The sequence below is a fragment of the Candidatus Ozemobacteraceae bacterium genome (genome assembly GCA_035373905.1).
Taxonomy (GTDB): Bacteria; Muiribacteriota; Ozemobacteria; order Ozemobacterales; family Ozemobacteraceae; genus MWAR01.
The window spans coordinates 27284-49212 of record DAOSOK010000011.1 but is presented as its reverse complement, the minus strand read 5'-3'; the positions used below and the strand labels follow the sequence as shown (position 1 = coordinate 49212).

Here is a 21929-nt window from a genome sequence, read left to right as displayed (position 1 = left end):
ATCTTGTCGCGAGACGCGAATATGGTACCAACTTTCCCCCACCCTTTCAAGGAGGCTCGTTCATCGCGGTCACACGCGGCTTTGACAGGATCGACCAACCGCTTTATCATTTTCCCATGTCACGAACCGCTTCGGGCTGCTCCTCCGGGCCCGCCGTCATCTGCCTTCTCGCGGGCCACTCGAGCCGCATGGGCCGTCCCAAGCAGCATCTCGTCATCGCCGGCAGGACGTTTCTGGAACACCTGCTGGCACGGCTCTCGGGTGTACGCGACAGGCTCGGGCCGCTCTGTTTCGTCGGCCAGGCGCATGATGACGAGGGGCGCGAGGCGATTTTCCGGTTCGGAGGACGGTGGATCGTCAATCCGGCGCCGGGCGACGGTCCGCTCAGCTCGATACGCCTTGCGCTGGCGGAAATCCCCGAGGGAAGGGGCTTTCTGCTCTGGCCGGTCGATCATCCACTCGTGGCCGTTTCCACGCTCGAAGCCCTTCTCGATGCGATCGGAATCGATGCCGAGAGGATCGTCGCGCCTTCGGACGGGGAACGGCGGGGCCACCCGAGCTATTTTCCGGCCTGGGCGCGCGAGGAACTGCTCTCGTGCCCTCTCGAGGCCGGCGCGAAGCTGGTGTTGCAGCGACACCCGGATCTGATCACCCACGTCGTGTCGAACGACCCCTGGATCAGACGCAACATCAACACCCCGGAGCTTCTGGCAGAAGCGGAACAGGAACTGACCCGGTCCGGTCCATGAGACGTCCGCCCCGATCCCTTCCGCCCCGGGAGAGATTCATGGACGCTCCCGGGGGCTTGTGGTATATTCACGACATCGCAACTGCCGTTACGTGCACTCACGCACCCGCGACCACGTTTTTCCGGTTCACGGGGGAATGCGCGGGTGATCGATCGACAACAACAAGACAGGAGAACGCCAATGACGGGCCCGACAACTCCGACCTCTCTTCCGAAATGCTTCGGCACGGATTATTTCGGCAAATGGAACCAGACCGGCATGACGTACGATTCGATGAAGATCGACAAGCCCGAACAGCAGCAGAAGTGCTGCGACTGCCAACTGTTCGAGCGATGCTACATGGTCAACGAGATCAAGCTGGCCCGAATCCGCCGCTGATCAGCCGGAACACGAGCAACCGAGGAGATCGAGATGCGAGCCTATGACGTCATCAAGCGCAAGCGCGACGGGAAGAAACTGACCGCCGAGGAAGTGAAGTTCGTCGTCGACGGGTTTGTGAACGGGAGTCTGCCGGACTACCAGATGTCCGCCTTCCTGATGGCCGTCTTCTTCAAGGGCATGGACGAGCAGGAGACCTTCTGGCTCACCGATTCCATGCGCCTCAGCGGCGATCTCATCGGACTCGAAGGCATCGAGGGCTTCACCGTCGACAAGCACTCGACCGGCGGCGTGGGCGATAAGACCAGCCTCGTGCTGGGCCCCGTGCTGGCGGCGCTCGGCCTCAAGGTCGCCAAGATGTCTGGCCGGGGCCTCGGCCACACCGGCGGCACGATCGACAAGCTCGAATCGATCGCAGGCTTCAGTTGCGACCTGCCGTCGCAGCGGTTCATCGACGCCGTAAATAAAATAGGTGTTGCTATTGTCGGCCAGACGGGCAACCTCGTTCCCGCCGACAAGAAGATCTACGCGCTTCGCGACGTCACGGCGACCGTCGACTCGATCCCGCTGATCGCGGCCTCGATCATGTCGAAGAAGCTCGCCGTGGCCAACCAGGGCCTCGTGCTCGACGTCAAGGTCGGCAGCGGCGCCTTCATGAAGACGCTTCCCGACGCTCGCGAACTGGCGAAGACGATGGTCAAGATCGGCAAGCAGGCCGGGCGCAAGGTCGCGGCGGTGCTGTCCAACATGGACGAGCCGCTCGGCCGCATGATCGGAAACGCTCTCGAGGTGAAGGAAGCGATCGACACGCTTCGCGGGAAGGGGCCCGCCGACCTGGTCGAACTGGTCAAGGCCCTTGCTCGCGAGGCGCTGCTCATGGCTCCCGGCTCGAAATTGACGCAGGCGGAAGCCGGCGCGAAAGTCGCCGAGGTTCTCGCCTCGGGTGCGGCGTTCGCCACGTTCGTCGAGATGGTGAAGATGCAGGGCGGCGACGCATCGATGATCGAGCATCCCGAGAAACTGCCGACCGCGAAGAAGATCGTCCCGCTCGTCTCGGACCGCGACGGACATGTCGCCGCGATCGAGTGCGAGGAGATCGGCCTCGCGGCGATGATGCTCGGCGCGGGCCGAGAGACCAAGGAGTCGAAGATCGACATGGCGGTCGGTCTCGAACTGGTCAAGCATGTCGGCGACAGCGTCAAGCAGGGCGAGCCGCTCGCCCAGGTCCATATCGATCCCGACCGCGACAACGCGAAGGCGCTCGAGCGCCTCCGCGCCGCCTTCCGGCTCGAATCGAAGCCGGTTCAGCCGCAGTCGCTGATTCTCGACATCGTCTCCTGACGGTTCCCGAAGACCGTCTTCACGCACGGAATGACTCACAGCCCGATTCACGACGACTCGATCCGCCGCCTGATGGAAGAGCAGGAGGCCCGGACCCTCGGTCCGCGCGCCTGCCTGGCCCGCAACAGTCGCGGACGCGCCGTTCCGGAGCAGGAGTGCTTCATGCGCACCTGCTTCCAGCGTGACACCGACCGGATCATCCACAGCGAGTCGTTCCGCCGCCTCAAGCACAAGACACAGGTGTTCCTCTCTCCCACGAACGACCATTTCCGAACCCGTCTGACGCACACGCTCGAAGTCGTCGGCATCGCGCGCAGCATCGCCCGCGGTCTGCGCCTCAACGAAAACCTGACCGAGGCGATCGCGTTCGGCCACGACCTCGGCCACACTCCCTTCGGGCACGCGGGCGAGCAGGTGCTGGCCGAGATCAGCGAGACCGGCTTCCATCACGCCTCGCACAGCGTTCGCGTGGTCACCGTTCTCGAGAAGAACGGCGCGGGCCTGAACCTGACGGCGGAAGTCGTCGACGGCATCGGCAAGCACAGCAAGGGTCGCAAGGGCTCGCTCGTCCTCAACGGCCCCGACGCCCCGCTCACGATGGAGGCGCAGATCGTCCGTCTTTCGGATCTCGTTGCATATATAAATCATGATATAGACGATGCGATTCGCGCAGGGGTCATCCGGCACGAAGACCTTCCTCCGGCGCCGGTCAGTCTTCTCGGAGAACGCCACTCGGTCCGCATCCACACCATGGTGAAGGACATCATCGCGTCGAGCGCCGACGCCGAGGGCATCACGATGAGCCCGGCCGTCGCAGACGCCACCGAGCAGCTGCGCGACTTCCTTTACTCGAAGGTGTATCCGCGCCCCGGCATCGATTCCGCCGTAGAAAAGTCCAAGGAACTGCTCCGGCAGATGGCGCACTGGTTCCTGTCGCATCCCGAGGATCTCCAGGCGCGGCTCAAGCACCAGCCGCCGGCCGGACAGTCCCTGAAACGGACGCTGGTCGACTACCTGGCCGGCATGACCGACGAGTATGCGATCAGTCTCTTCCAGGACCTGTTCGTCCCGCACTTCCAGCTCGACACGAGCCTCTCCCCCGCAGGCGACAGGACGACCGGCCGGCCATGAAAAACTTTTCGATCAGCCGGAAAATTCTCGGGGGATTTCTCTTCATCCTCATCATCTTCATCGCCGTCGTCTTTTCCTCCGGGTATCTCCTCCAGCGTCTCCGCAACATCGTCGACCAGATGCAGGGCGGGCAGATCCCCGTCATGGCGAAGACGCAGGAATGGACGGGCGACGTGGTCGTCGCCGGGCTCGCCTTTCTGCAGATCAGCCACACGGGCCAGGATCCGGAGATGATGAAGACGTTCAAGGACGCGCGGGAGCGGGCAGTGCAGGGAACGGAAGCGATCAAGGACATCGTTTCGCAGAAACTCGGCAGTTCGGCCGGCCCAATCCTCGTCTTCGCCGACGAAGCCTTCAAAAGCATGTCGCAGGTGTTCGACCTTGCGGATGCCACGTTCCAGGCCCCCCTCCCCCTTTCCACGGCCAGTTTCACCGCCGTTTCCTTCGCCGTTCGCGAGCAACTCGAGGCCGTCCAGGTTTCGATGAAAAGGATCGGCGATTATTTCGGCATCACCGAGGCCAGCCGGGTCAAGCTCGAATTGAAAACCGTCTTCGCGGCTCTCGACTGGCTGAAATGGATCCTTCCCGCCTTCATCATCCTGTTCGCCATCGGGTTCACGTGGTTTATTTCGACCGGTATATCGGTCCCGCTCGAACGGATCATGAAAGCGATGGGCGAGGCGGAGCAGGGCATGCTCGAAACGCGCCTCGACATCAACACCCGCGACGAATTCCAGCGGCTCGCCGAGAGTTTCAACCGCATGCTCGGCGGCATCCGTCACATGATCTCGAAGGTTCTCAGCACCAGCAACGATCTCGCGACCAGCTCTCAGCAACTGAGCTCGGCCTCCGTCGAGTCGGCGGCCACGCTTCTCGACATTTCCAAGAACGTGAACGAGATCAACGCATCGGCCGTCGAGGTCGCCGGAAATCTCGAAACGACTTCGACCTCGGTCGAGCATTTCGCGCTGTCGGCGCAGCAGGTCGCCCAACTCGCCGAGACGGCCGTCGTCTCGGCCAACACCACGTCGGAAGCCGCTGAAAAGGGCGGAGTCACGGTGAAGAAATCCGTCGAGATGATCGGTCGCGTCAAGGAGTCCGTCGACGTCGCAACCCAGGTCATCCTCGATCTGAACACCGCCTCCCAGCAGATCAACGAGATTGTGAACACGATCACCGCGATCGCCAGCCAGACGAACCTGCTGGCCCTGAACGCCGCGATCGAAGCGGCCCGCGCCGGCGAACAGGGAAAGGGTTTCACGGTCGTCGCCGAAGAGGTCCGGAAACTGGCCGAGGAGTCGGCGGAAGCCGCCGAGGCCATCGGAACGAGAATCGAGAACATCCTGAACAAGACGCAGAACGCCGCCGACTCGATGCAGATGGGGCGCAGTCGCGTCGACGAAGGGATCAAGGTCATCCGGGACGTGAGCCTGAGCCTGGACAATATCATCGACAATATCAACGACGTGAACCGGAAGATCCGCGACATCAGCAAGATTTCCGCCGAGCAGTCCCAAAACTCCGTCCTGATGAGCCGAACCGTCGAGGATATTACAAAACTGACCAAATCGACGTCGGAGCGCACCGGCATCGTCGCGACGTCCGTCGAACAGCAGACGACGACCGTCTCTCAGATCTCGAGTTCGACCGAGGATCTGGCGCGTCTCGCGGACGAGCTCCACTCGCTGGTTTCGCGGTTCACGATCACCACGAAGCGCTGAGCGGGGAGACGGTCCGGGGTTCGCTTACTGGAATCCGCAGGTCCACATCAGGGCCGGGAAAACGAGGGCCCAGGCTACGAGCAGGCAGATGGCCGCCGCGACGCGCTTCCCGTAAGGCTGTATGGCGGACTCGGAGATGGTCCAGTAGTAACCGGCCCAGGCGAGCACGCCGGAGAGAATCAGTCCTGTGAGGTCCCAGAGGGCGCCGTAGGCGAGCCATCGCATCAGGGAGTTGAGGAACGCCCCGCACAGATACACCGTGACGAGCAGGCAAATCCAGCCGCCCGCCCACATCTCGTCGTATCCGCGCGCCTCGCCTGGCTTCGCTGCAGAGGGCACTGCGGCCGGGGAATGGGGGGAAGCCGTCGATTCAGCGGAAGATTGCGTCATGGGGAAGAGTATACCGGCTTTTTCCCCGGTCTTCAAGCCGGCCTCCCGATGTTCGATGTTTGCGCGGGCAGACCGGATCGACTATAATAGCTCCCGCAACCGACAAGGGGAGATCATGGCAGACCGAAACGCGACATACGCCCAGCGCTACTACGAGGCCGCGATGGATCTTTTCGAGCGCGGCCGTTACGACAAGGCGCTCGAGCATATCGATAAAGCCATCGCAGCGCAGCCGAAAAACGCCGATTTTCACTCTACCAAAGGCGTGTTTCACCACAAGATGAACAATCTCACGGGCGCGATCGATGCCTATCGCAAGGCGGTCGAACTTGAGCCGAAGCACACGTTTTCCCGGTTCAATCTCGGTCTGATCTTCATGAAGATCGGCCGGGTCCAGGAAGCCATTCACGAGTGGGACGCCGTCATCCGGGCGAATCCGCGTGACGTCGACGCCATCTTCAACGTCGCCGTCGCGCTCGCCCAGATCGGCCGGCGCCGCGAATCGATCCCGTTTTACGAGAAAGTCCTCCAGCTGAACCCGTCGCACGTCCAGGCCCATCAGAATCTCGGCATCATCTATCGAGACGAGCGCCAGTTCGCCAAGGCGAAACAGCATCTTCTCAAACTGAGGGAACTGGATTCGACGTATTCCGAAGTCGTCGATATAGAAGTGAGGCGCTGCGAGGAGCAGGAGTTTCTCGCGAGGATATCCTCCGCCGATCAGCCGCAGATCGCCCGTGAGGTCGCCAAGCGCGTCACGGAGTATCCGGCCGACATTCTCGCCGCCGCTCTCACGGCCATGATCGACGGGGATTTCGCCCAGGCCCTCGCCCTCGCTGACAAGGTGCTCTCCGTCGCTCCGGGCGAGCTGCAGGCGCAGATCGTCAAGGGGCAGGCCCTCGGTTTTCTCGGCCAGAGTGACGAAGCGATCTCTCTTTTCACCTCGGTCATCGCGGAACACCCCGATTCGGCCGAAGCATCGTTCCAGCTCGGGAACCTCTATCTGACGCTCGACCGGCTCAAGGACGCCCTCGAATCGTTCGAGCAGGTCAGGCGGATCGAGCCGTCCTTTCCTTCAATAGATGAGAATATTCAATCACTGAAGGATCGGCTGGGCATGTATGGCGGGGAACCGGAGAAGAAGCCATGAGTCTTTTTCGGCTGTTTTCGTTCGGCATACGTCTGAAACTGACCCTGATCATCCTGCTGACGGCCTTGGTTCCGGTCGGGTTCCTCGGCATGCAGGCGTTCAACGAGCAGAAGCGCGTGATCACCGAGGAAGTGACCCGAAGCCACCGGGAGGTTTCGAACGTTCTCGCCCACGGGATCTACGAAAATCTGGAGTATACGAGGCGTCTCCTGACAGCGATCTCCGATCTCGATACGATCAAGAACCTGCGCCCCGTCGAGGCCGGCGATTTTTTCGCGGCGCTCGTCAAATACTACCCGTTCTTCAAGCTGATCTACCTGGTCGACTCGGACAAGAAGATCATCGCCACGACGAATCAGGGTGCCGCGCTTCCGGCCGACTGGCGATTCACCAACGTCATCAAGCGCACCTACCAGGGGTCTCTCTCGGACGTCTACACGTCGCCGGAAGGCAATCCCTGCATGACGCTCGAAGCCGTGATCAAGAGCCAGGAAAAGGGCGTCATCGGAGTTCTGATCGCCGAAGTCGACCTGATCTACATCAAAGATCTTCTCAAGAACGCGCTCAAGCTGTCGAAGTCGCAGGGACTGGTTCTCGACGAAGCCGGCGCCGTCATCGCGCGATCGTCGGATGAGGTAAAAACCCTCGCCATTTCCGTGACGGAGGCTGTCGACAACGACGTTTCCGGCGTCCGAACCATCGGAAGCGAACGCTATCTGATCACCGCGATCTCGCTGAAAAAGTTCGATTTCTACCAGGCCCCGAACTGGACCATCATCCTCCAGATCCCCGAAGGGGAGGCGTTCAAAGCCGCTTACGAACTTCGCGAGCGCATCATCAGGCTTCTGATGCTGACCGCGTTCGCGGCCCTGATCCTTGCGGTGCTGCTCGCGAACTCGTTCGTCGCGCCGCTGCTCAACCTCATCGAAGGCGCCCGGCACATTGGGCGGGGCGATTTCGGCCACTCGATCACGCCGAACTCCCAGGATGAGATCGGCGAACTGACCTCGACGTTCGACGAGATGCGGGTGAACCTGCGCCAGACCAAGGAGGACCTCGATTACCGCATCACCCAGCTATCCACGCTCTACGAGGTGGGAAAGGCCATCAGTTCGATCCTCGATTTCACCCAGCTCCAGCACATGATTCTCGAAACGGTCGTTCGCGTCATCAAGGCGGAAAAAGGCTCGCTCATGCTCGTGGACGACGCCGAGAAGACCCTGTCGATCGGCGTCGCCATCGGACTCGCCGAAGACGTGCAGAAGGAAACCCGCATCGGTATCGGCGAGCCGGTCGCAGGATGGGTCGTTGAGTCCGGCCAGCCGCTGTTCGTCGAAGATGTCGAAAGCGATCACGCGTTTCTCGCCATCAAGAAAGGGGCCATCCAGCGCGGCACCCTCATGTCGGTGCCGCTCAAGGCGAAGGATAAACTGCTCGGCGTCCTGAACGTTTCGCGGTCGATTCCCCGTAGCTTCAGCAAGAAGGATTTCGAGCTGTTCCTGAATCTGTCCAACCAGGCCGCGATCGCGATCGAAAACGCCCGGCTGTATCGATACGCCGTCACGGATGAAATGACTAAATTATATAATCATAGATATTTTCAACAACGCCTCGACGAGGAGCTCCAGCGCGCCGACCGCTATGAGAGTCGTGTTTCGCTCATCATTCTCGATGTCGATCATTTCAAGAAATTCAACGACACGTACGGACATCCCGAAGGCGACCGGGTGCTCAAGACCGTCGCCCGCCTCCTCGAGAAGAGCGTGCGCGAGGTCGACATTCCGGCCCGGTACGGCGGCGAAGAGTTCGTCGTCATCTGTCCCGAGAAGGACGGGGAAGGCGCCATGACCCCGGCAAACCGCATCAGGACGGCCATCGAGGAGTTCGACTTCCGCATCGCCGGCCAGCACGTCCCGATCACGGTCTCGCTCGGCGTCGCCAGCTATCCCGACCACGCCAGAACGAAAGGCGAGCTGATCATCTGCTCCGACACCGCTCTCTACTACTCGAAAGAGACCGGGCGAAACCGCGCCACGCTGTACAGCGCGGGCATGAAAAGCGACGAGATGCTCGAAAAGAAGAAAAAGAAAAAAGAGGAAAAGGACCGCGACAAGGCATGATGCCGAACCTGAGCGTCGACGACCTGTTCGCCACGGCAATCGAGTTCGAGCGAAACGGCGCCTCGTTCTATGCCAGGGCTGCCGCTTCCGCGGCGGGACGCCCCCATGCAGCTCTTCTGCTGAGGCTGGCCGCGATGGAGCAGATGCACGAAAAACGGTTCGACGCTCTCCGCCGGACCCTGTCGGAAGAACCTGCGGTTCCCTTCGAGCCACCGGAGGAAAAAGCCCTGTATCTCAAGGCGATGGCCGACACGCGGGTGTTTCCGGTTTCGGGCCCGATTCCTGAAGCACTCGCACGTGCGAACGGGCTCATCGAGGCGCTCAGATACGCCATCGACCGGGAAAAGGACTCGGTCGTCTTCTACTCGACGATGCAGGAGTTCGTTCCGCTCCGCCAAGGCAGAGAGCAGATTGAGATCATCATCGCCGAGGAACTCGGACATATCCATCTGCTGACCGCCGAACTCGCAAAACTCGCGACGGAGCGGAACTGAGATGGGTTCAGGGCAGGATTCCGGCAGGCCGTTTTCCTTTCGTCTGGCGGCGGAGGAGTTCGCTACATGGCTGGAACATCTCTCTGAGACCCACGATCTTTTCGGACCGGTCCGACGACAAGGCCGCGGCCGTTTTTCCGAAACAGATATCATCCGGTATGGCACGTTCAGGAAGGCCGCCGACATCGTCTGGAACCGCAAATCAGACGGTTCTCCGAAGGAAGTCGTGTTTCCGCCTTCCGAAACGATGCTGGAGTTTTCCGGCGAGGAAACGCGTTTGCCGTCGCCGCCTTTCGACCGGCCGGCTCTCGTCTTTCTGCGCGCGTGCGACATTCACGGCATAGACCGACTGGACGCGATCTTTCTCGTCAACGGCCCCCACGCCGATCCCTACTATCTCCGCCGACGCGAACGGGTGAGGTTCGTTCTCATGGAGTGCCTGAAGCCGTTCGAAAACTGCTTCTGCAAGGCCATGGGAACGAACAGGACGGATGCCTGGCATGCGGCGGCTCGCCTGGAGACGGACGGTTCGTTCACCCTCGTCATGCGTTCCGACGATCTTCGCTCCGCCGTTCCCGGCTCCGCCGAGCCGGCGGAATATGATCCGCGCGGGGTCGAGAACGACGCCGTCGCCGTTCGCCTCCCCGATCCGGAGCGTCTCGAGAAGGCCGTCAGGGAACGTGACTTTTTCCATCACGAGCTGTGGGATCAATATCATACGCGATGCATTGCATGCGGCAGGTGCAACACGAGCTGCGTCACCTGTTCCTGCTTTGCGGTCCAGGACGTGGCGTTTTCCGAAGACGAACGCCTTGGCGAGCGCCGGAGGGTCTGGACGGGCTGTCATCTCGATCGGTTCGCCGACATGGCCGGCGGTCACAGGATTCGCGAAAAGTTCGGCGACCGGATGCGTTTCCGAGTGATGCACAAGATCCATGATTTCAAGCGTCGTCTGGGGCGCCCGATGTGCGTCGGTTGCGGCCGCTGCGACGATCAATGCCCCCAATACATCTCGTTTTCGACCTGTATCAACCGGGTGGCCGACGCCGTGGCCCGAGAGCCGCAGGCATGAACAGGCGCACCTGGCTCCCCCGCCCCGTCCGGATTCTCGACGCGCGTCGGCAGAACGCGACGGACGTGACGCTGTTCTTCGAGAACCCGTCCGACGCTCCTCAACCGGGCCAGTTTTTCGAGGTCTCCCTCCCCCGCATCGGCGAGGCGCCGATCTCGGTCAGCGATTTCGCGGCCGGTCACGTCGAGATGACGATCCGGTCCGTGGGCCCTTTGACGGCCGCCCTCTGCGCCAAACACCCGGGCGACCTCATCCATGTCCGCGGGCCCTACGGGCGCGGTTTCCCTCTCGACACGCTTCGGAGCGGGCCGCTCGTCATCGCCGCTGGCGGCACCGGCGCGGCGCCGGTCAAAAGCCTCATCCGGCTCATGTCGGCCGACCCCGCGACCGCTTCGCGGTTGCATGTCCTGCTCGGCTTCCGCAGTCCCGCCGACCTTCTGTTTCGCGAAGAACTCGCTTCGTGGGCTAGTCTCACGAACCTCCACGTGACCGTGGACCGGGGTGATGCAAGCTGGACCGGACATACCGGCGTCATCACCACGATGATCCCCTCTCTGCCTCTTTTCGAGCCCGAGGCGACGCGGGTCGTCGTCGTGGGGCCGCCCCTGATGATGAAGTTCACGATCCTGGCGATGCTCGAACGCGGTATCCGCGAGGAAAACCTGTGGGTTTCCTACGAACGACGCATGTCCTGCGGTCTGGGGAAATGCGGCCGCTGCAAGATTCACGACCGGTATGTCTGCCTCGACGGCCCCGTCTTTCCCTTCGCGGAAGCACGCTGGCTTGCGGACTGAGAGAAGGAGGCACGTCATGAGTCGCGATATCGACACCAGGGCCGTCATCAAGAACGCGTGGCGAATCACCGCGCGACGCAATCTGAGTTGCCTGCGGGTCCGCGTTCCGGCCGGGCATCTCGCGGCAAGGCATCTCGAACTGATCCGCACGATCGCGGAGCAGTACGGGAACGGAACGGTCCATCTGACTTCCCGCCAGGGCTTCGAGATCCCCGGGATTCCCTACGATCGCATCCCCGAGGTAAACCGGCTCATGGCGCCGTTCATCGGCGAGGTCGAAGGGGGGCTGGGCATCCCGATCGACACTCCCGGGACCGGGTATCCTGCCGCCGGCATGCGCAACATCAGCGCCTGCATCGGCAACCGCGTCTGCCCGTATGCCAATGCCGACACCACATCGATGGCCCAGAAACTCGAGGCGATCCTGTATCCGAACCATTATCACGTGAAGGTGGCGGTGACGGGCTGTCCGAACGACTGCGCCAAAGCGCATCTCCAGGATTTCGGCATCATCGCCATCTGCGAACCCGAACTGGAATCCGGCCGCTGCATCGGGTGCGAAGCCTGCGCGAAGACCTGTCGCAAGAAGGTGACGGGTGCAATCTCGATGCACAACTTCAGGCCGCGCCGGGACCCGGTGTTGTGCATCGGCTGCGGCGAGTGCGTGCTGGCCTGCCCGGTCAACGCCTGGAGCCGCGTTCCGAAACACCTTTATCGTCTCCTCATCATGGGCCGCACGGGGAAGCGGAATCCCCGACTCGCCGCCCCGTTCATCGACGCGATCGAAGAGGCGCCGCTTTTGCAGATCCTTCGCAATTGTTTCAGTTATATTGATCCGAATATAGACAAATTGCTTCCCAAGGAGCACGTCGGCTACATCGTCGATCGAACGGGGTATCCGGCGTTCCGCGAAGCCGTCCTCAAAGGCGTCACGCTGAATCCCCAAGCGGTCGTCGCCGAATCCCTCACGTTCGCCGGGTACCGGCCGGCACCGCTGCGCCGCCCCTGAAATTTTCGAGTTTCAGGGAGGGTTTGAAACCCGCCCCTGCAGATTCAACGGGGCGTGGATGAGCGGAGGCGGGTTTCGGCCAGTTCCCAGTCTTCGGCGGTGTCGATGTCGACGGAATCTTCGGGCGGCATGACCAAGGCGCCATGGCGGGGGAGGTCATACAGGCTCCGGGCCGACTCGAGCCAGGCAGACCGCACGAGGTAGATGGCGCCGTTTTCCCTGAAAAGGTCCGGCAGACGGGAGGACGGCAGCGACAGGCGCTCGGGATCGAGCGGCCGGGCACGACACGCCGGATCGAGTTCGAACATCCACTCGGGCCGCTCGCGGACGGCGCACATCGAGCCAAGGGTCGTAAATCCGCCGGTATCGAGGAGACGACAGGCTTCGCAAATCTGCCCGGGTCGAAGAAACGGCGACGTCGGCTGGATCAGGGCGACGATCTCGGGAGCAAACCCCTCCGGGGGCGGCGCCTGTCGCACCCATTCGAGCGCATGCACGAGCACATCCACGGACGAGGCGGTATCCGTCGCCAGCACGGCGGGTCGCAGGAAGGGAACCCATGCGCCGGCATTCACCGCCGCATCGGCGATCTCCCGGTCATCCGTCGAGACGAGGACGCGCTCGAAGCATTCAGATGCGAGGGCTGCCTCGATCGCCCAGGCGATCAGGGGTTTTCCGCCCAGCGGACGGATATTTTTTCGGGGAAGCCGCTTCGAACCGCCCCGCGCGGGGATGACCGCAAGCCGTCTGCCGTTCATCGCATCGGCGGATCAGTATTTGAGAACGCTGAAGATCTTTTCGCCGCGGAGCTTCTCGATGCCGCCCAGGAAAGACAGTTCGACTAGAAAGGCGATTCCGACCAGGTCGGCCCCAAGTCCCTTGAGCAAGTCGGCGGCGGCGCGGGCGGTTCCGCCGGTCGCGATCACGTCGTCGACGAGAAGAATACGCTGTCCCGAGGTCACCGCGTCTTCATGGATTTCGATCGCATCCGTTCCATACTCCAGAGAATATTCCTGGCGTCGCGACTTGTACGGCAGCTTGCCCGGTTTGCGGATCGGGACGAAACCGATTCCGAGATCGACGGCCATCGCCGCTCCGAGAATGAAGCCGCGAGATTCGATCGCCGCCACGGCATGAAGCCCGGCGTTGCGATACGGATCCGCCAGCGTTTTGATCGCCGTGGCAAATGCGGCCTTATCGCGCAGAAGAGGAGTTATATCCTTGAATATAATTCCCTTTTTCGGAAAGTCGGGAACGTCTCGAATATATTCATTCAGGTTCATCGTCTCGCTCCTTCAGTTCTGTCTCGAAAAGACCCGGCTCTTCGGCCCGGAAGGGACCGCGCCGGCTCAGGTGGAAAGCCTGCTTCGTTCCTTCTGAAGCCGTTCCTCGAGGCGCATATAGGTTTGGAAATACCCGTCCAGAGCCGCGGGGCAAAACTCCCGGACGCGGTATTTATGGAACGCGGCTTCACCGAGTTTGTGGAACAACTCCTCCCGTTTCTTCGTGAACCGCTCCGCCTGCGCCGCGCGGGGATTGCTGGCCGCCGGCTTGCTGAAGAGGCTTTTGAGCTGTGCGAACAGGCCGCCACCTGACGACTCCTGGGGCTTCGCCTCGTCGGTGTATTTCTGGATCAGGAAGTTCATCCGTAATATTTCATGACCTATCGTAAGAAGTTCGGGGATTTTGAGGTCGCCCGCCTGGTACATGTCGAAGACGACGCGTCCCGTCTCCTTCAGCAGTTCCGACACTTCCTTCTCGATATCGGTGACGGCGAAGTTGATCGCCGCCTTTTGGGAAAGATCCACCGCCTCCTCCTTGCCTTTCCGGAAGAAGCGGGAAACGGTTCCGCTCAGATCGCTGGGTGCCGGAGCCGCATCTCCGGCCTTTTCGCCGGTTTTCCGGGCGCCCTTTTCCGAAGGTGCCGCGGCAGCCGGTTCGGCCGGTCGGGTGACGAGAGTCGTCGTCGGCGGTGCGGCCCCGTATTTTTCCTCGAGGAGGCGCAGGGCGCGGACGGCGGTTCCCCGATACGGTTCTTCGCCGTTCGCGGCGACGTGTTTCAGAAATCCGAACGAGGCTTGGTCGTGATAATTGGCGAGAGCGACCAGCGCCTTGATGCGAATGTCGGAGTTGCCATCGCGGGCTGCGTCGATCAGCATCTGGATCGCTTCGCCGGCCTGGATGTGTGACAGCGCGTAGATTGCGCTTCCCTTCATCCAGTCTTCGTGCGACTTGAGCATTTTCCGCAGGATCGTAAAGACCTTTTCCTCGCCGAACGACTGGAGGGCTTTTGCGGCGGAAGCCCTGATGCGGTTGTCCGGGTCTTCGAGGGCCGGAAACAGCAGGGGGATGGCCTTTTCATCCTTGAGATACTCGAGCGCCTCGATCGTGTTGGACCGCACGCGACTGTCCGGGTCGCTCAGGAAGGGGCTCAGGAGCGACGCCTGGTCTTTCGAGACGAATTTCTTCAGGCAACTGATCAACGTCGCCTTCACGAAATCGTGTTTCTCGATCTTGAGCATGAACAGGAGCTTTTCGCGGTATTCCGCCTTCTCCCCGGCGGCGATGGACATCACGGCTTTCAGGCGTTCCGCGTAATCTTCGGACTCGAGCGCATGGTCGATGCTTTCCTGCGTCGTCGTCGCCCGGCCTTCCTCGAGGTTCTGCTGGCGTATTTTTCCGAGCGCACGGCGGGCGAAAAACCGCACCGAGATGTTCTTGTCTTTGGTCGCCTGCCGCAGGGCAGCCGCCACCTCGTCCCGGGTTTCGAGATCGACGAGATCGATCTTGAACAAGGTCATCGCAGAGAGCGTCCGCAGGTCGTCGTCGGGATTCGCAAGATCCTTCAGCAGTCTCTTGATATTCAGTTCCATCGCAGATCATCCTCCATGAGCGCACCGCGCCGGCACATCTCCGGTATCGTTGTCATCTTCTCGAGAGCACTATAAGCCATATTCCGGGATTTTTCCAATCCCAGGGGCACAGAATTTCGATTCCGGCCGCCCGGCGTTCCGAAGAAAACCGCCGCTCTGCAGCCCCCGAGGGAGCGCAAAGCGGCGGCGGTTCTCTCCGGATCAGTAGGCGCGGGCAACGTAAATCTGGCGCGAAGCCTGCTTGCCGCAGACAACGCAGGGGCCGGCAGGCGGATCGTTCCGCAGGCAACGGATCGTGGCGCCGACTTCGGCCTTGAACTTGTCCTCGCACTCCTGGGCCCCGCACCACGAGACCTCGGCCATGCCGTGCTTCTCCTTGATGACCTCGACGAACTCGGGGAAGCTCTTGGCCGGGAACGTCTTGCTGCGCAGAATCTCCTTTGCCTGCGCGTAGAGGTTCTTCTGGATTTCGCCCAGCAGGCGCTCGACCTCGGCCTCGAAGGTCGCGTCGGGAACGAAGCACTTCTCGCCGGTATCGCGACGCACGAGACACACCTGGCCCTTCTCCATGTCCTTCTGACCGATCTCGATGCGGAGGGGCACGCCCATCATCTCGTATTCGGAATACTTCCAGCCGGGTTTGAATCCGTCGCGGTCGTCGAGATGGATCCGCAGACTCCTGTCCGCGAGCCGCTGGCGGAGCTGGCGCGCCTTTTCGAGAACGGGGGCCGCCTCTTTATATACGATAGGAATTATAACGGACTGAATGGGAGCGATGCGCGGGGGCAGGCGCAAGCCCTTGTCGTCGCCGTGCGTCATGATGATCGCGCCGATGATGCGGGTCGACATGCCCCACGAGGTCGTCCAGACGTGCTTTCGGTCGCCATCGGAGTCGAGGAACTTGATGTCGAACGCCTTCGCGAAATTCTGGCCGAGATCGTGCGACGTTCCTGACTGGAGGGCCTGCCCGTCCGGCATCAGGGCTTCGATCGTGAAGGTATTGAGGGCGCCGGCGAATTTTTCCTTCTGGCTCTTTTCGCCCGTCACGAGCGCCACGGCGAGGTCCTCTTCGACGAAGCGCCGGTAGACTTCGAGCATCTTCGCGACTTCTTCCTTCGCCTCTTCGTGGGTGCGATGCGCGGTGTGGCCCTCCTGCCAGAGGAACTCCGTGGTCCGCAGAAACGGGCGGGTCACTTTCTCCCACCGAACGACGTTCGCCCACTGGTTGATCAGCACGGGCAGGTCGCGATAACTCTCGATCCACTTCGCGTACATGTGGCCGATGATGGCCTCGGAGGTCGGCCGGATGGCAAGCCGCTCCTCGAGTTTTTCCTTCCCCCCCTGGGTGACCCACGCGACTTCCGGCGCGAAGCCTTCGACGTGCTCGGCTTCCTTCGTCAGAAAGCTTTCGGGAATGAACATCGGAAAGTAGGCGTTCTGGTGGCCGGTTTTCTTGAACTCGGCGTCGAGCAGCCGCTGAATGCTCTCCCAGATCGCGTATCCGTAGGGGCGGATGATCATGCACCCCTTGACCGGCGAGTAATCGGCAAGCTTCGCCTTGAGCACCACGTCGGTGTACCAGCGAGAGATATCCTGCGATTTCGGGGTGATGGCATCGAGTGTCTTAACGTCGGTCTTCTTTTCGTTCATGGCGATTCACGGCCTTTCTCGGAAGTTGGGGGTTCGGAGGCGGCCCCCATTATAGGAAGCACCCGATGCGGTGTCAAGAAAGCGCCCGGCGAATGCACTGTCCGCCGGACGCTTCTTTCAACTTGCGGTACTATTTATCGTCGTCTTCCCCCGGCTTGCCCGGCTTCTGCCCTTCAGCCGAGGGTCTGGGAGAGAACGGGCGCGGGCCGGCGGGGGCCGGTGGATTCGGCGGCGTCGAACCAGATGTCCCGGAAAACGGCTTTTTCGGTTTTTCCGGAGCGGCCGGGGCATCGGGCGCGTTCGCGGGTTTTAGGTCGTCCATCGAAGGCAGGCCGATGCCGCCTTCCCTCGAAAACGCTCCGGGATCGAAGCCGGCGGGCGCGCCTTTTTTCTTCGGGGTCTCGAACAGATCGGCCATCGGCAGCTCGTCGAGGAAACCAGAGGGCTTCAGCGCGGGAAATTCGATATCGTCAGTTATTTTTCCTTCTTTCTCTTCGTCGTCAGGCCGGGAGGATTCGTCCTCATCGGGCGGCTCCCCTTCCTCTTCCTCCTCGGCAGGGGAAACAGCCGGCCGGGCGGGAACCGCCGGCTCGGCCGCGCGGGGCGGCTCGGCGATCTCGCCCGCCGCGCCTGCAGCCTGGTCGCGGATCTTATCCAACAGCGACTCGGCCATTCCATGGAGTTTCTCGTCGGGCTCTGACTGTCGCACGATGTCCAGCAGGAGGGTTTCGGCCCTCATATAGTTTTGAAGATGGAAACAGGACATCGCAAGATGGAAGTTCGTCTCGAGATCTTTCGGATCGTTCTTGAAGACCGTTTCGAGCGTCGACCTCGCTTCCTGATATCGCTTCAGGAAGATGTACGCCGCCCCGAGCTCCCGCAGCATCTTCAGGCCGATCTTGTCCAGGGGGCCTTCCATCCCTCCCGTCAGCCGCTCGTAGATGCGGGCGACGTTCGGCCAGTCGCGCATCTGCTTGTAGATGCGGGCGAGGGCGTGGGCCGCCTTGCGGTTGTCGGGCTCGGCCTCGAGGAACAACGACAGCGATTCGCGCGCCGAATCGTATTCCTTCTCTTCGAACGCCATCATGCCGAGATAATAGTGCGTTTTCGCGTAGTCGGGTTGATCGACCAGGGCGACGCGGAACGCCGCTCGAGCCTTTTTATATTTTCCGAGATTGTAATACTTGACCCCGGCCGTGAACGATTCGGGCACCTTGCTCCTGGGCTTTTTCCGGACCGGGTGAGCTTCGAGGTCGCTTTCTTCCGGAGGCAGAACGGATGCGAGTCCCTCCGCCGGCATCTCTCCCCCGAGCACTGCGGGAGGCTGGATTTCGGCTGGTTCCGACGGAGCGGCGGGCCGAACGGCGAGCGGTTGTTCCTCGACGACCGGGGCCGCAATCCGCTTGCCGAGTTCGTCCGCCAGAGGGGCCGGCATGTTCGGGCCCATGGCCAGGAGGTCGAGACACCCGTCAAGCGCCGTCAGGAACATCTCGTTGGTAGGCGGTTTCTTCACCGCGACCGCCTTTTCGAGGATCGTATCGAACAGTTCGACGCCGCCCATGCCGAAATGGCTGCTGACATACGTCGAAAAGATCTTCGGATCCCTGGAGTTGATCTGCGGCGCGAGCGCCTGGAGCCCCTTGAGGCCGAAGATCGAACCGATGCTTCGGATGACGCCCGAAACGATCTGATGCCGCGGATCCTTGACTCGCTGTCTGATCAGACGCACCCCTTCCTCGTCGGGATGCTTCGCGAAAAACTCCATGCAGGCGACGACGTTCGGATACGCCGTTTCCAGCTTGAACTGCCGGATGACGGGGAGCTTGGGGAAGTCCTGGAACCCTGCCGCCATCTCGACGGCGAACTTGCGGATCCACTTGTTCTGATCGACGATCACGCGTTCGAGCTGGGCACGCACGAAGTCGGGCGGGAACTTTTTCAGCGAGAGCACCATGCGACGCCGCACTTCGTCAGACTGGTCGCCGACGAGCTTCGCGGCCAGTTCCTCATTGCCTGCCGGCGAGATCTGGCCCAGAATGTACGCGGCGCTGCGCCGCAGCTGGATATCGCTCGAATCGACCATCTGGACGATTTCGGGCCGCATGAGTTCCGTCTGGGTCCGGGCCAGGGCCAGGATCGTGTTGGCCCGGATGCGATTGTTCGGATCGTGCAGGAACGGCATGATCCGGCTCTGGATCTCTCGCGACGGGAGTTCGAGCTCGCCGATCGCCTCGATCGAGTTCGCCTTCAGGCGGGCGTCTTTTCCCTTGAGTCCCTCGTCGAAGATGTTGACGAGCGTCACGCTCCTGAACATCGACAGGAACGAGACCATCTGCGCTTTCCGACGCAGATCCGGATCCTTGGCGAACTGCTCGGCGAGGAAGGGGATCGACTCGTGTTCCTTCATCCGGCACAGGATTCGAAGAATCGTCATCGATATCCATTCGTCGGGGTCTGAAATGTACCGGCACAGGGCCAGCGCAGACTCGCGCCCGCCGTGCGCGAACAGGCTGTTGGCGGCCTGAAAGCGAACGTGTCGGTCGTCGTCTCCGAGCAACTCGACGAGGTGATCGGCGCTGGCAGGCGCTTTGAACCTCGCCAGGACTTCCGCGATCACGTCGCGGTTGAAGGCGCGCTTCTCCCGGCTTCTCGCGATCAGGGCGGCGAGGGCGGCATCGGTGCCCAGTTCGGCGACGGCGCGGATCGATTCCTCGAGATCGGGATTCGCCTGGAAGAACTCCATGACGTTTTTATCACTTCCGGGCGCATGCGTCTTCGCGATGGCAAGGGCCGCACGCGCGCGGATGGCGACCGGAAGATCCGTTGTAAGCAACGGCAGCAGCTTCGCCGCCGCCTTTTCCTGCATGGTTCTGATCTTTTCGACGGCGATCTGGTTCATTCGACGATCTCCTGAAGCATTGCCCGCACCAGTTCCTGGTTTGCCGTTTCATCGCGCAGCAGCTTGGTGAGCGAGTGTTTGAGCGTCACGCACCCCTCGCGTTTCGCCATCAGCATGGTCGAGACGAGTTGCGAATACTTCTTGTCGCGGATCAGCGTGCGTATCGCCGAGTTGGCGATCATCAACTCGTAGGCAACGCTCGCGCGCTGCTGGGGGGAGACCCGGGGAATCAATATCTGCGAGAATATTCCCACCAGGTTCATCGAAACCTGCAACCGCACCTCGTCGTGCTTGTCGGTCGGGAAGAAGCTGACGATCCGTTCGATCGTCGGGGCCGCTCCGATCGTCGGCAGGGTCGAGAGCACGAAATGCCCCGTTTCCGAGGCGACGAGCGCCATCTCGACCGTTTTCTGGTCGCGCATCTCCCCGATCATCATTACGTCGGGGTCTTCACGCAGCGCGTTCGTCAGGGCCTCCTGGTAGGTCGGGATGCTGGCTCCCACCTCGATCTGGGTGAAAATCGACTGGGCGCGGCTGAACACGAACTCGATGGGGTTTTCCATCGTGATGATGTGTCGCGCGAAGCGCTTGTTGATGGCCTGCACCATCGCGGCCATCGTGTGCGACTTGCCGCTGCCGGCCGGCCCCGTGACGAGAAAGAGGCCGCGCGGCTTGAGCGCCTGTATCTCGAGTTCCTCGGGCAGATCGAGCTCCTGGATGGTGGGAACCGACGTGCTGATGAACCGGAACGAGCCCGCATACCCTTCGCGCTGCTGGAAAAGGTAGAAGCGGATCCGGGCCTTGCGCTTGTACGGATACATCGAGTAGCACTCGAACGTGCCGTGAAGCGATTCCTGACGTTTGATGTCGATGATCGGCAGGAACAGATCGTACATTTCCTGCGGCGCCAGCGCGTCCTCTTCGGAGATGACCATGTGGCCGTTCTGCCGAAACGCCGGCGGAGAACCGGGTTTGAGCATCAGGTCGCTCGCCCCCATTTCGATGGCCTGATCGAAATACGTGAATATCTTCGGTTTCATGAGTGCGCCCCCTCCGGGCCGGGCGTGACGCCGGCCTGTTCGACCATCTTCTTCACGGTTGCCTGGTTCGAGGCCCGCATCATGGCTTCGGAGATCGAGATCCTGTCGGCAATCACGAGCTGGGCGAGCGCCTGGTCGAGCGTGCACATGCCGGTGTCGCCGCCTGCCTCCTGATACGACTGGATCAGGTGGATCCGGTTTTCCGCGATCAGCGACCGGATCATCTGCAGGCCCATCAGCACCTCGAACGCCGCGACGCGTCCTTTGCCGATCTTGCGGGGAACCAGCGTCTGGGTGATGATGCCGATCAGGGTCGTCGCGAGCCGGCTGAGCACCTGCACGTGCTGCGATTGCGGGAACAGGTTCACGAAACGGTCGATGGCCTGCATTGCCGTGTTGCTGTGCAGGGTCGCGAAGACGAGTTTGCCGGACTCGGCCGCGGTCAGCGTCATGTTGACGGCCTCGGGGTCGCGAAGCTCGCCGACCATGATCACGTCGGCATCGGTCTGAAGGGCGCCCCGAATGCCCTCGTCAAACGTGCGGCAGTCGACGCCCACCTGGCGCTGGCTCACCATGCCGATTCCATCGCCGAAGATATATTCGATCGGGTCTTCGACCGTGATCACGCTCTTGGGCTTGTGCGATACGATATGCGTGATGAACGTGGAAAGCGTCGTCGATTTCCCCGCGCCGGTGGCGCCCGTCACGAGGATGAGGCCGAACGGGCGTTCGATCATCGCGCGGGCCGCCTTCGGCAGCCCGATGTCGTCGAAGTTCAACTGCAGGAAGGGGATGACGCGAAACACGGCGCTGCCGCCGTTGTAATCGTAGAACAGGTTCACCCGGAACCGGGCGTTGGCGAAGCTGTAGCCGAGATCGAGCTTGCGGTGCTCGATGAACTTCGTGAGCTGGTAATCGTCGAGAATCGCTTCCAGCATGTTCTCGTAATCCGCATGGTCGATCTCTTTCATCTTCAGCGGCAGCATGCTGCCGTCGATGCGGAGAATCGGGGGGTATCCGACCTTGAAATGGAGATCGGATGCGCCGCGCTCAGTGCACATTTTCAGCAATTCGAAGATCATTCACGGATCCTCCCCTGAGATATACCGTCAAACCCT

At 61.6% G+C, this 21929-nt stretch carries 19 protein-coding genes; 11 read left to right on the top strand and 8 right to left on the bottom strand.

Features of this window, described 5'->3' with window-relative positions; translation table 11 throughout:
- Positions 1-116 precede the first annotated feature (116 nt).
- The 5 genes from PLU72_07175 to PLU72_07155 all read left to right on the top strand — a co-directional run bounded on the left by PLU72_07175 (position 117) and on the right by PLU72_07155 (position 5320).
- Positions 117-749 carry a nucleotidyltransferase family protein gene (locus PLU72_07175; protein ID HOT27954.1) on the top strand — a complete coding sequence of 211 codons (633 nt, stop codon included), beginning with the start codon at positions 117-119 and terminating at the stop codon, positions 747-749.
- Between the two features lie 180 nt (positions 750-929).
- The gene (locus tag PLU72_07170; protein HOT27953.1) at positions 930-1127 is read left to right on the top strand and encodes a hypothetical protein; all 198 of its coding nucleotides are present in this window, start codon (positions 930-932) and stop codon (positions 1125-1127) included.
- Positions 1128-1160: 33 nt separating this feature from the next.
- Positions 1161-2468 (top strand): pyrimidine-nucleoside phosphorylase, encoded by a 1308-nt coding sequence (locus PLU72_07165; protein HOT27952.1) that lies wholly within the window; start codon positions 1161-1163, stop codon positions 2466-2468.
- Positions 2469-2498: 30 nt separating this feature from the next.
- A complete protein-coding gene (locus PLU72_07160) occupies positions 2499-3599 on the top strand; it encodes a deoxyguanosinetriphosphate triphosphohydrolase (GenBank protein ID HOT27951.1) in 1101 nt (366 codons plus the stop codon).
- A complete protein-coding gene (locus PLU72_07155) occupies positions 3596-5320 on the top strand; it encodes a methyl-accepting chemotaxis protein (protein HOT27950.1) in 1725 nt (574 codons plus the stop codon). Before PLU72_07160 ends, PLU72_07155 begins: the two co-directional genes overlap by 4 nt.
- A gap of 24 nt (positions 5321-5344) precedes the next feature.
- Here the strand turns inward: PLU72_07155 and PLU72_07150 are convergent, their stop codons facing one another.
- Positions 5345-5710, bottom strand: coding sequence for a hypothetical protein (locus PLU72_07150; protein ID HOT27949.1), 366 nt, complete (start codon positions 5708-5710; stop codon positions 5345-5347).
- A 115-nt stretch (positions 5711-5825) separates the two neighbouring features.
- On the opposite strand from PLU72_07150, the gene PLU72_07145 reads away from it, so the two are divergent.
- From PLU72_07145 to asrC, 6 genes are read left to right on the top strand one after another with little or no spacing between them, the layout of a single operon-like run.
- Complete coding sequence (locus tag PLU72_07145; GenBank protein HOT27948.1) at positions 5826-6860, top strand: tetratricopeptide repeat protein; 1035 nt, start codon at positions 5826-5828, stop codon at positions 6858-6860.
- Positions 6857-8980: a diguanylate cyclase gene (locus PLU72_07140; GenBank protein ID HOT27947.1), complete on the top strand. Its 2124-nt coding sequence runs from the start codon at positions 6857-6859 to the stop codon at positions 8978-8980. Before PLU72_07145 ends, PLU72_07140 begins: the two co-directional genes overlap by 4 nt.
- Positions 8977-9474, top strand: a complete 498-nt coding sequence (locus PLU72_07135; protein ID HOT27946.1) for a ferritin family protein — start codon at positions 8977-8979, stop codon at positions 9472-9474. Before PLU72_07140 ends, PLU72_07135 begins: the two co-directional genes overlap by 4 nt.
- 1 nt (position 9475) lies before the next feature.
- The gene (asrA, locus tag PLU72_07130; protein HOT27945.1) at positions 9476-10546 is read left to right on the top strand and encodes an anaerobic sulfite reductase subunit AsrA; all 1071 of its coding nucleotides are present in this window, start codon (positions 9476-9478) and stop codon (positions 10544-10546) included.
- Positions 10543-11340, top strand: a complete 798-nt coding sequence (gene asrB, locus PLU72_07125) for an anaerobic sulfite reductase subunit AsrB (protein HOT27944.1) — start codon at positions 10543-10545, stop codon at positions 11338-11340. Before asrA ends, asrB begins: the two co-directional genes overlap by 4 nt.
- A gap of 16 nt (positions 11341-11356) precedes the next feature.
- On the top strand, positions 11357-12349 hold the full coding sequence (asrC, locus tag PLU72_07120) for a sulfite reductase subunit C (protein HOT27943.1): 993 nt from the start codon (positions 11357-11359) through the stop codon (positions 12347-12349).
- A 44-nt stretch (positions 12350-12393) separates the two neighbouring features.
- On the opposite strand, the gene PLU72_07115 is transcribed toward asrC, so the two are convergent.
- The 7 genes from PLU72_07115 to PLU72_07085 form a co-directional block, all read right to left on the bottom strand.
- On the bottom strand, positions 12394-13107 hold the full coding sequence (locus PLU72_07115; GenBank protein ID HOT27942.1) for an acylneuraminate cytidylyltransferase family protein: 714 nt from the start codon (positions 13105-13107) through the stop codon (positions 12394-12396).
- A gap of 12 nt (positions 13108-13119) precedes the next feature.
- Positions 13120-13632 (bottom strand): adenine phosphoribosyltransferase, encoded by a 513-nt coding sequence (locus tag PLU72_07110; protein HOT27941.1) that lies wholly within the window; start codon positions 13630-13632, stop codon positions 13120-13122.
- 66 nt (positions 13633-13698) lie between these two features.
- Positions 13699-15222 carry a HEAT repeat domain-containing protein gene (locus PLU72_07105; GenBank protein ID HOT27940.1) on the bottom strand — a complete coding sequence of 508 codons (1524 nt, stop codon included), beginning with the start codon at positions 15220-15222 and terminating at the stop codon, positions 13699-13701.
- Between the two features lie 201 nt (positions 15223-15423).
- A complete protein-coding gene (gene proS / locus PLU72_07100; protein ID HOT27939.1) occupies positions 15424-16872 on the bottom strand; it encodes a proline--tRNA ligase in 1449 nt (482 codons plus the stop codon).
- A gap of 130 nt (positions 16873-17002) precedes the next feature.
- Positions 17003-19771 (bottom strand): tetratricopeptide repeat protein, encoded by a 2769-nt coding sequence (locus tag PLU72_07095; GenBank protein ID HOT27938.1) that lies wholly within the window; start codon positions 19769-19771, stop codon positions 17003-17005.
- Positions 19768-20811 carry a PilT/PilU family type 4a pilus ATPase gene (locus PLU72_07090; protein HOT27937.1) on the bottom strand — a complete coding sequence of 348 codons (1044 nt, stop codon included), beginning with the start codon at positions 20809-20811 and terminating at the stop codon, positions 19768-19770. Before PLU72_07090 ends, PLU72_07095 begins: the two co-directional genes overlap by 4 nt.
- On the bottom strand, positions 20808-21893 hold the full coding sequence (locus tag PLU72_07085; protein ID HOT27936.1) for a PilT/PilU family type 4a pilus ATPase: 1086 nt from the start codon (positions 21891-21893) through the stop codon (positions 20808-20810). The genes PLU72_07090 and PLU72_07085 overlap by 4 nt, the downstream gene beginning before the upstream one ends.
- Positions 21894-21929: the final 36 nt, after the last annotated feature.

Coding starts and splice junctions, on each gene's coding strand:
- PLU72_07110 (HOT27941.1), bottom strand. CDS start 13,632: ATGAACCTGAATGAATATATTCGAGACGTTCCCGACTTTCCGAAAAAG.
- PLU72_07105 (HOT27940.1), bottom strand. CDS start 15,222: ATGGAACTGAATATCAAGAGACTGCTGAAGGATCTTGCGAATCCCGAC.
- asrA (HOT27945.1), top strand. CDS start 9,476: ATGGGTTCAGGGCAGGATTCCGGCAGGCCGTTTTCCTTTCGTCTGGCG.
- PLU72_07135 (HOT27946.1), top strand. CDS start 8,977: ATGATGCCGAACCTGAGCGTCGACGACCTGTTCGCCACGGCAATCGAG.
- PLU72_07155 (HOT27950.1), top strand. CDS start 3,596: ATGAAAAACTTTTCGATCAGCCGGAAAATTCTCGGGGGATTTCTCTTC.
- PLU72_07175 (HOT27954.1), top strand. CDS start 117: ATGTCACGAACCGCTTCGGGCTGCTCCTCCGGGCCCGCCGTCATCTGC.
- asrC (HOT27943.1), top strand. CDS start 11,357: ATGAGTCGCGATATCGACACCAGGGCCGTCATCAAGAACGCGTGGCGA.
- proS (HOT27939.1), bottom strand. CDS start 16,872: ATGAACGAAAAGAAGACCGACGTTAAGACACTCGATGCCATCACCCCG.
- PLU72_07115 (HOT27942.1), bottom strand. CDS start 13,107: ATGAACGGCAGACGGCTTGCGGTCATCCCCGCGCGGGGCGGTTCGAAG.
- PLU72_07090 (HOT27937.1), bottom strand. CDS start 20,811: ATGAAACCGAAGATATTCACGTATTTCGATCAGGCCATCGAAATGGGG.
- PLU72_07095 (HOT27938.1), bottom strand. CDS start 19,771: ATGAACCAGATCGCCGTCGAAAAGATCAGAACCATGCAGGAAAAGGCG.
- PLU72_07160 (HOT27951.1), top strand. CDS start 2,499: ATGACTCACAGCCCGATTCACGACGACTCGATCCGCCGCCTGATGGAA.
- PLU72_07085 (HOT27936.1), bottom strand. CDS start 21,893: ATGATCTTCGAATTGCTGAAAATGTGCACTGAGCGCGGCGCATCCGAT.
- PLU72_07140 (HOT27947.1), top strand. CDS start 6,857: ATGAGTCTTTTTCGGCTGTTTTCGTTCGGCATACGTCTGAAACTGACC.
- PLU72_07145 (HOT27948.1), top strand. CDS start 5,826: ATGGCAGACCGAAACGCGACATACGCCCAGCGCTACTACGAGGCCGCG.
- PLU72_07170 (HOT27953.1), top strand. CDS start 930: ATGACGGGCCCGACAACTCCGACCTCTCTTCCGAAATGCTTCGGCACG.
- PLU72_07165 (HOT27952.1), top strand. CDS start 1,161: ATGCGAGCCTATGACGTCATCAAGCGCAAGCGCGACGGGAAGAAACTG.
- PLU72_07150 (HOT27949.1), bottom strand. CDS start 5,710: ATGACGCAATCTTCCGCTGAATCGACGGCTTCCCCCCATTCCCCGGCC.
- asrB (HOT27944.1), top strand. CDS start 10,543: ATGAACAGGCGCACCTGGCTCCCCCGCCCCGTCCGGATTCTCGACGCG.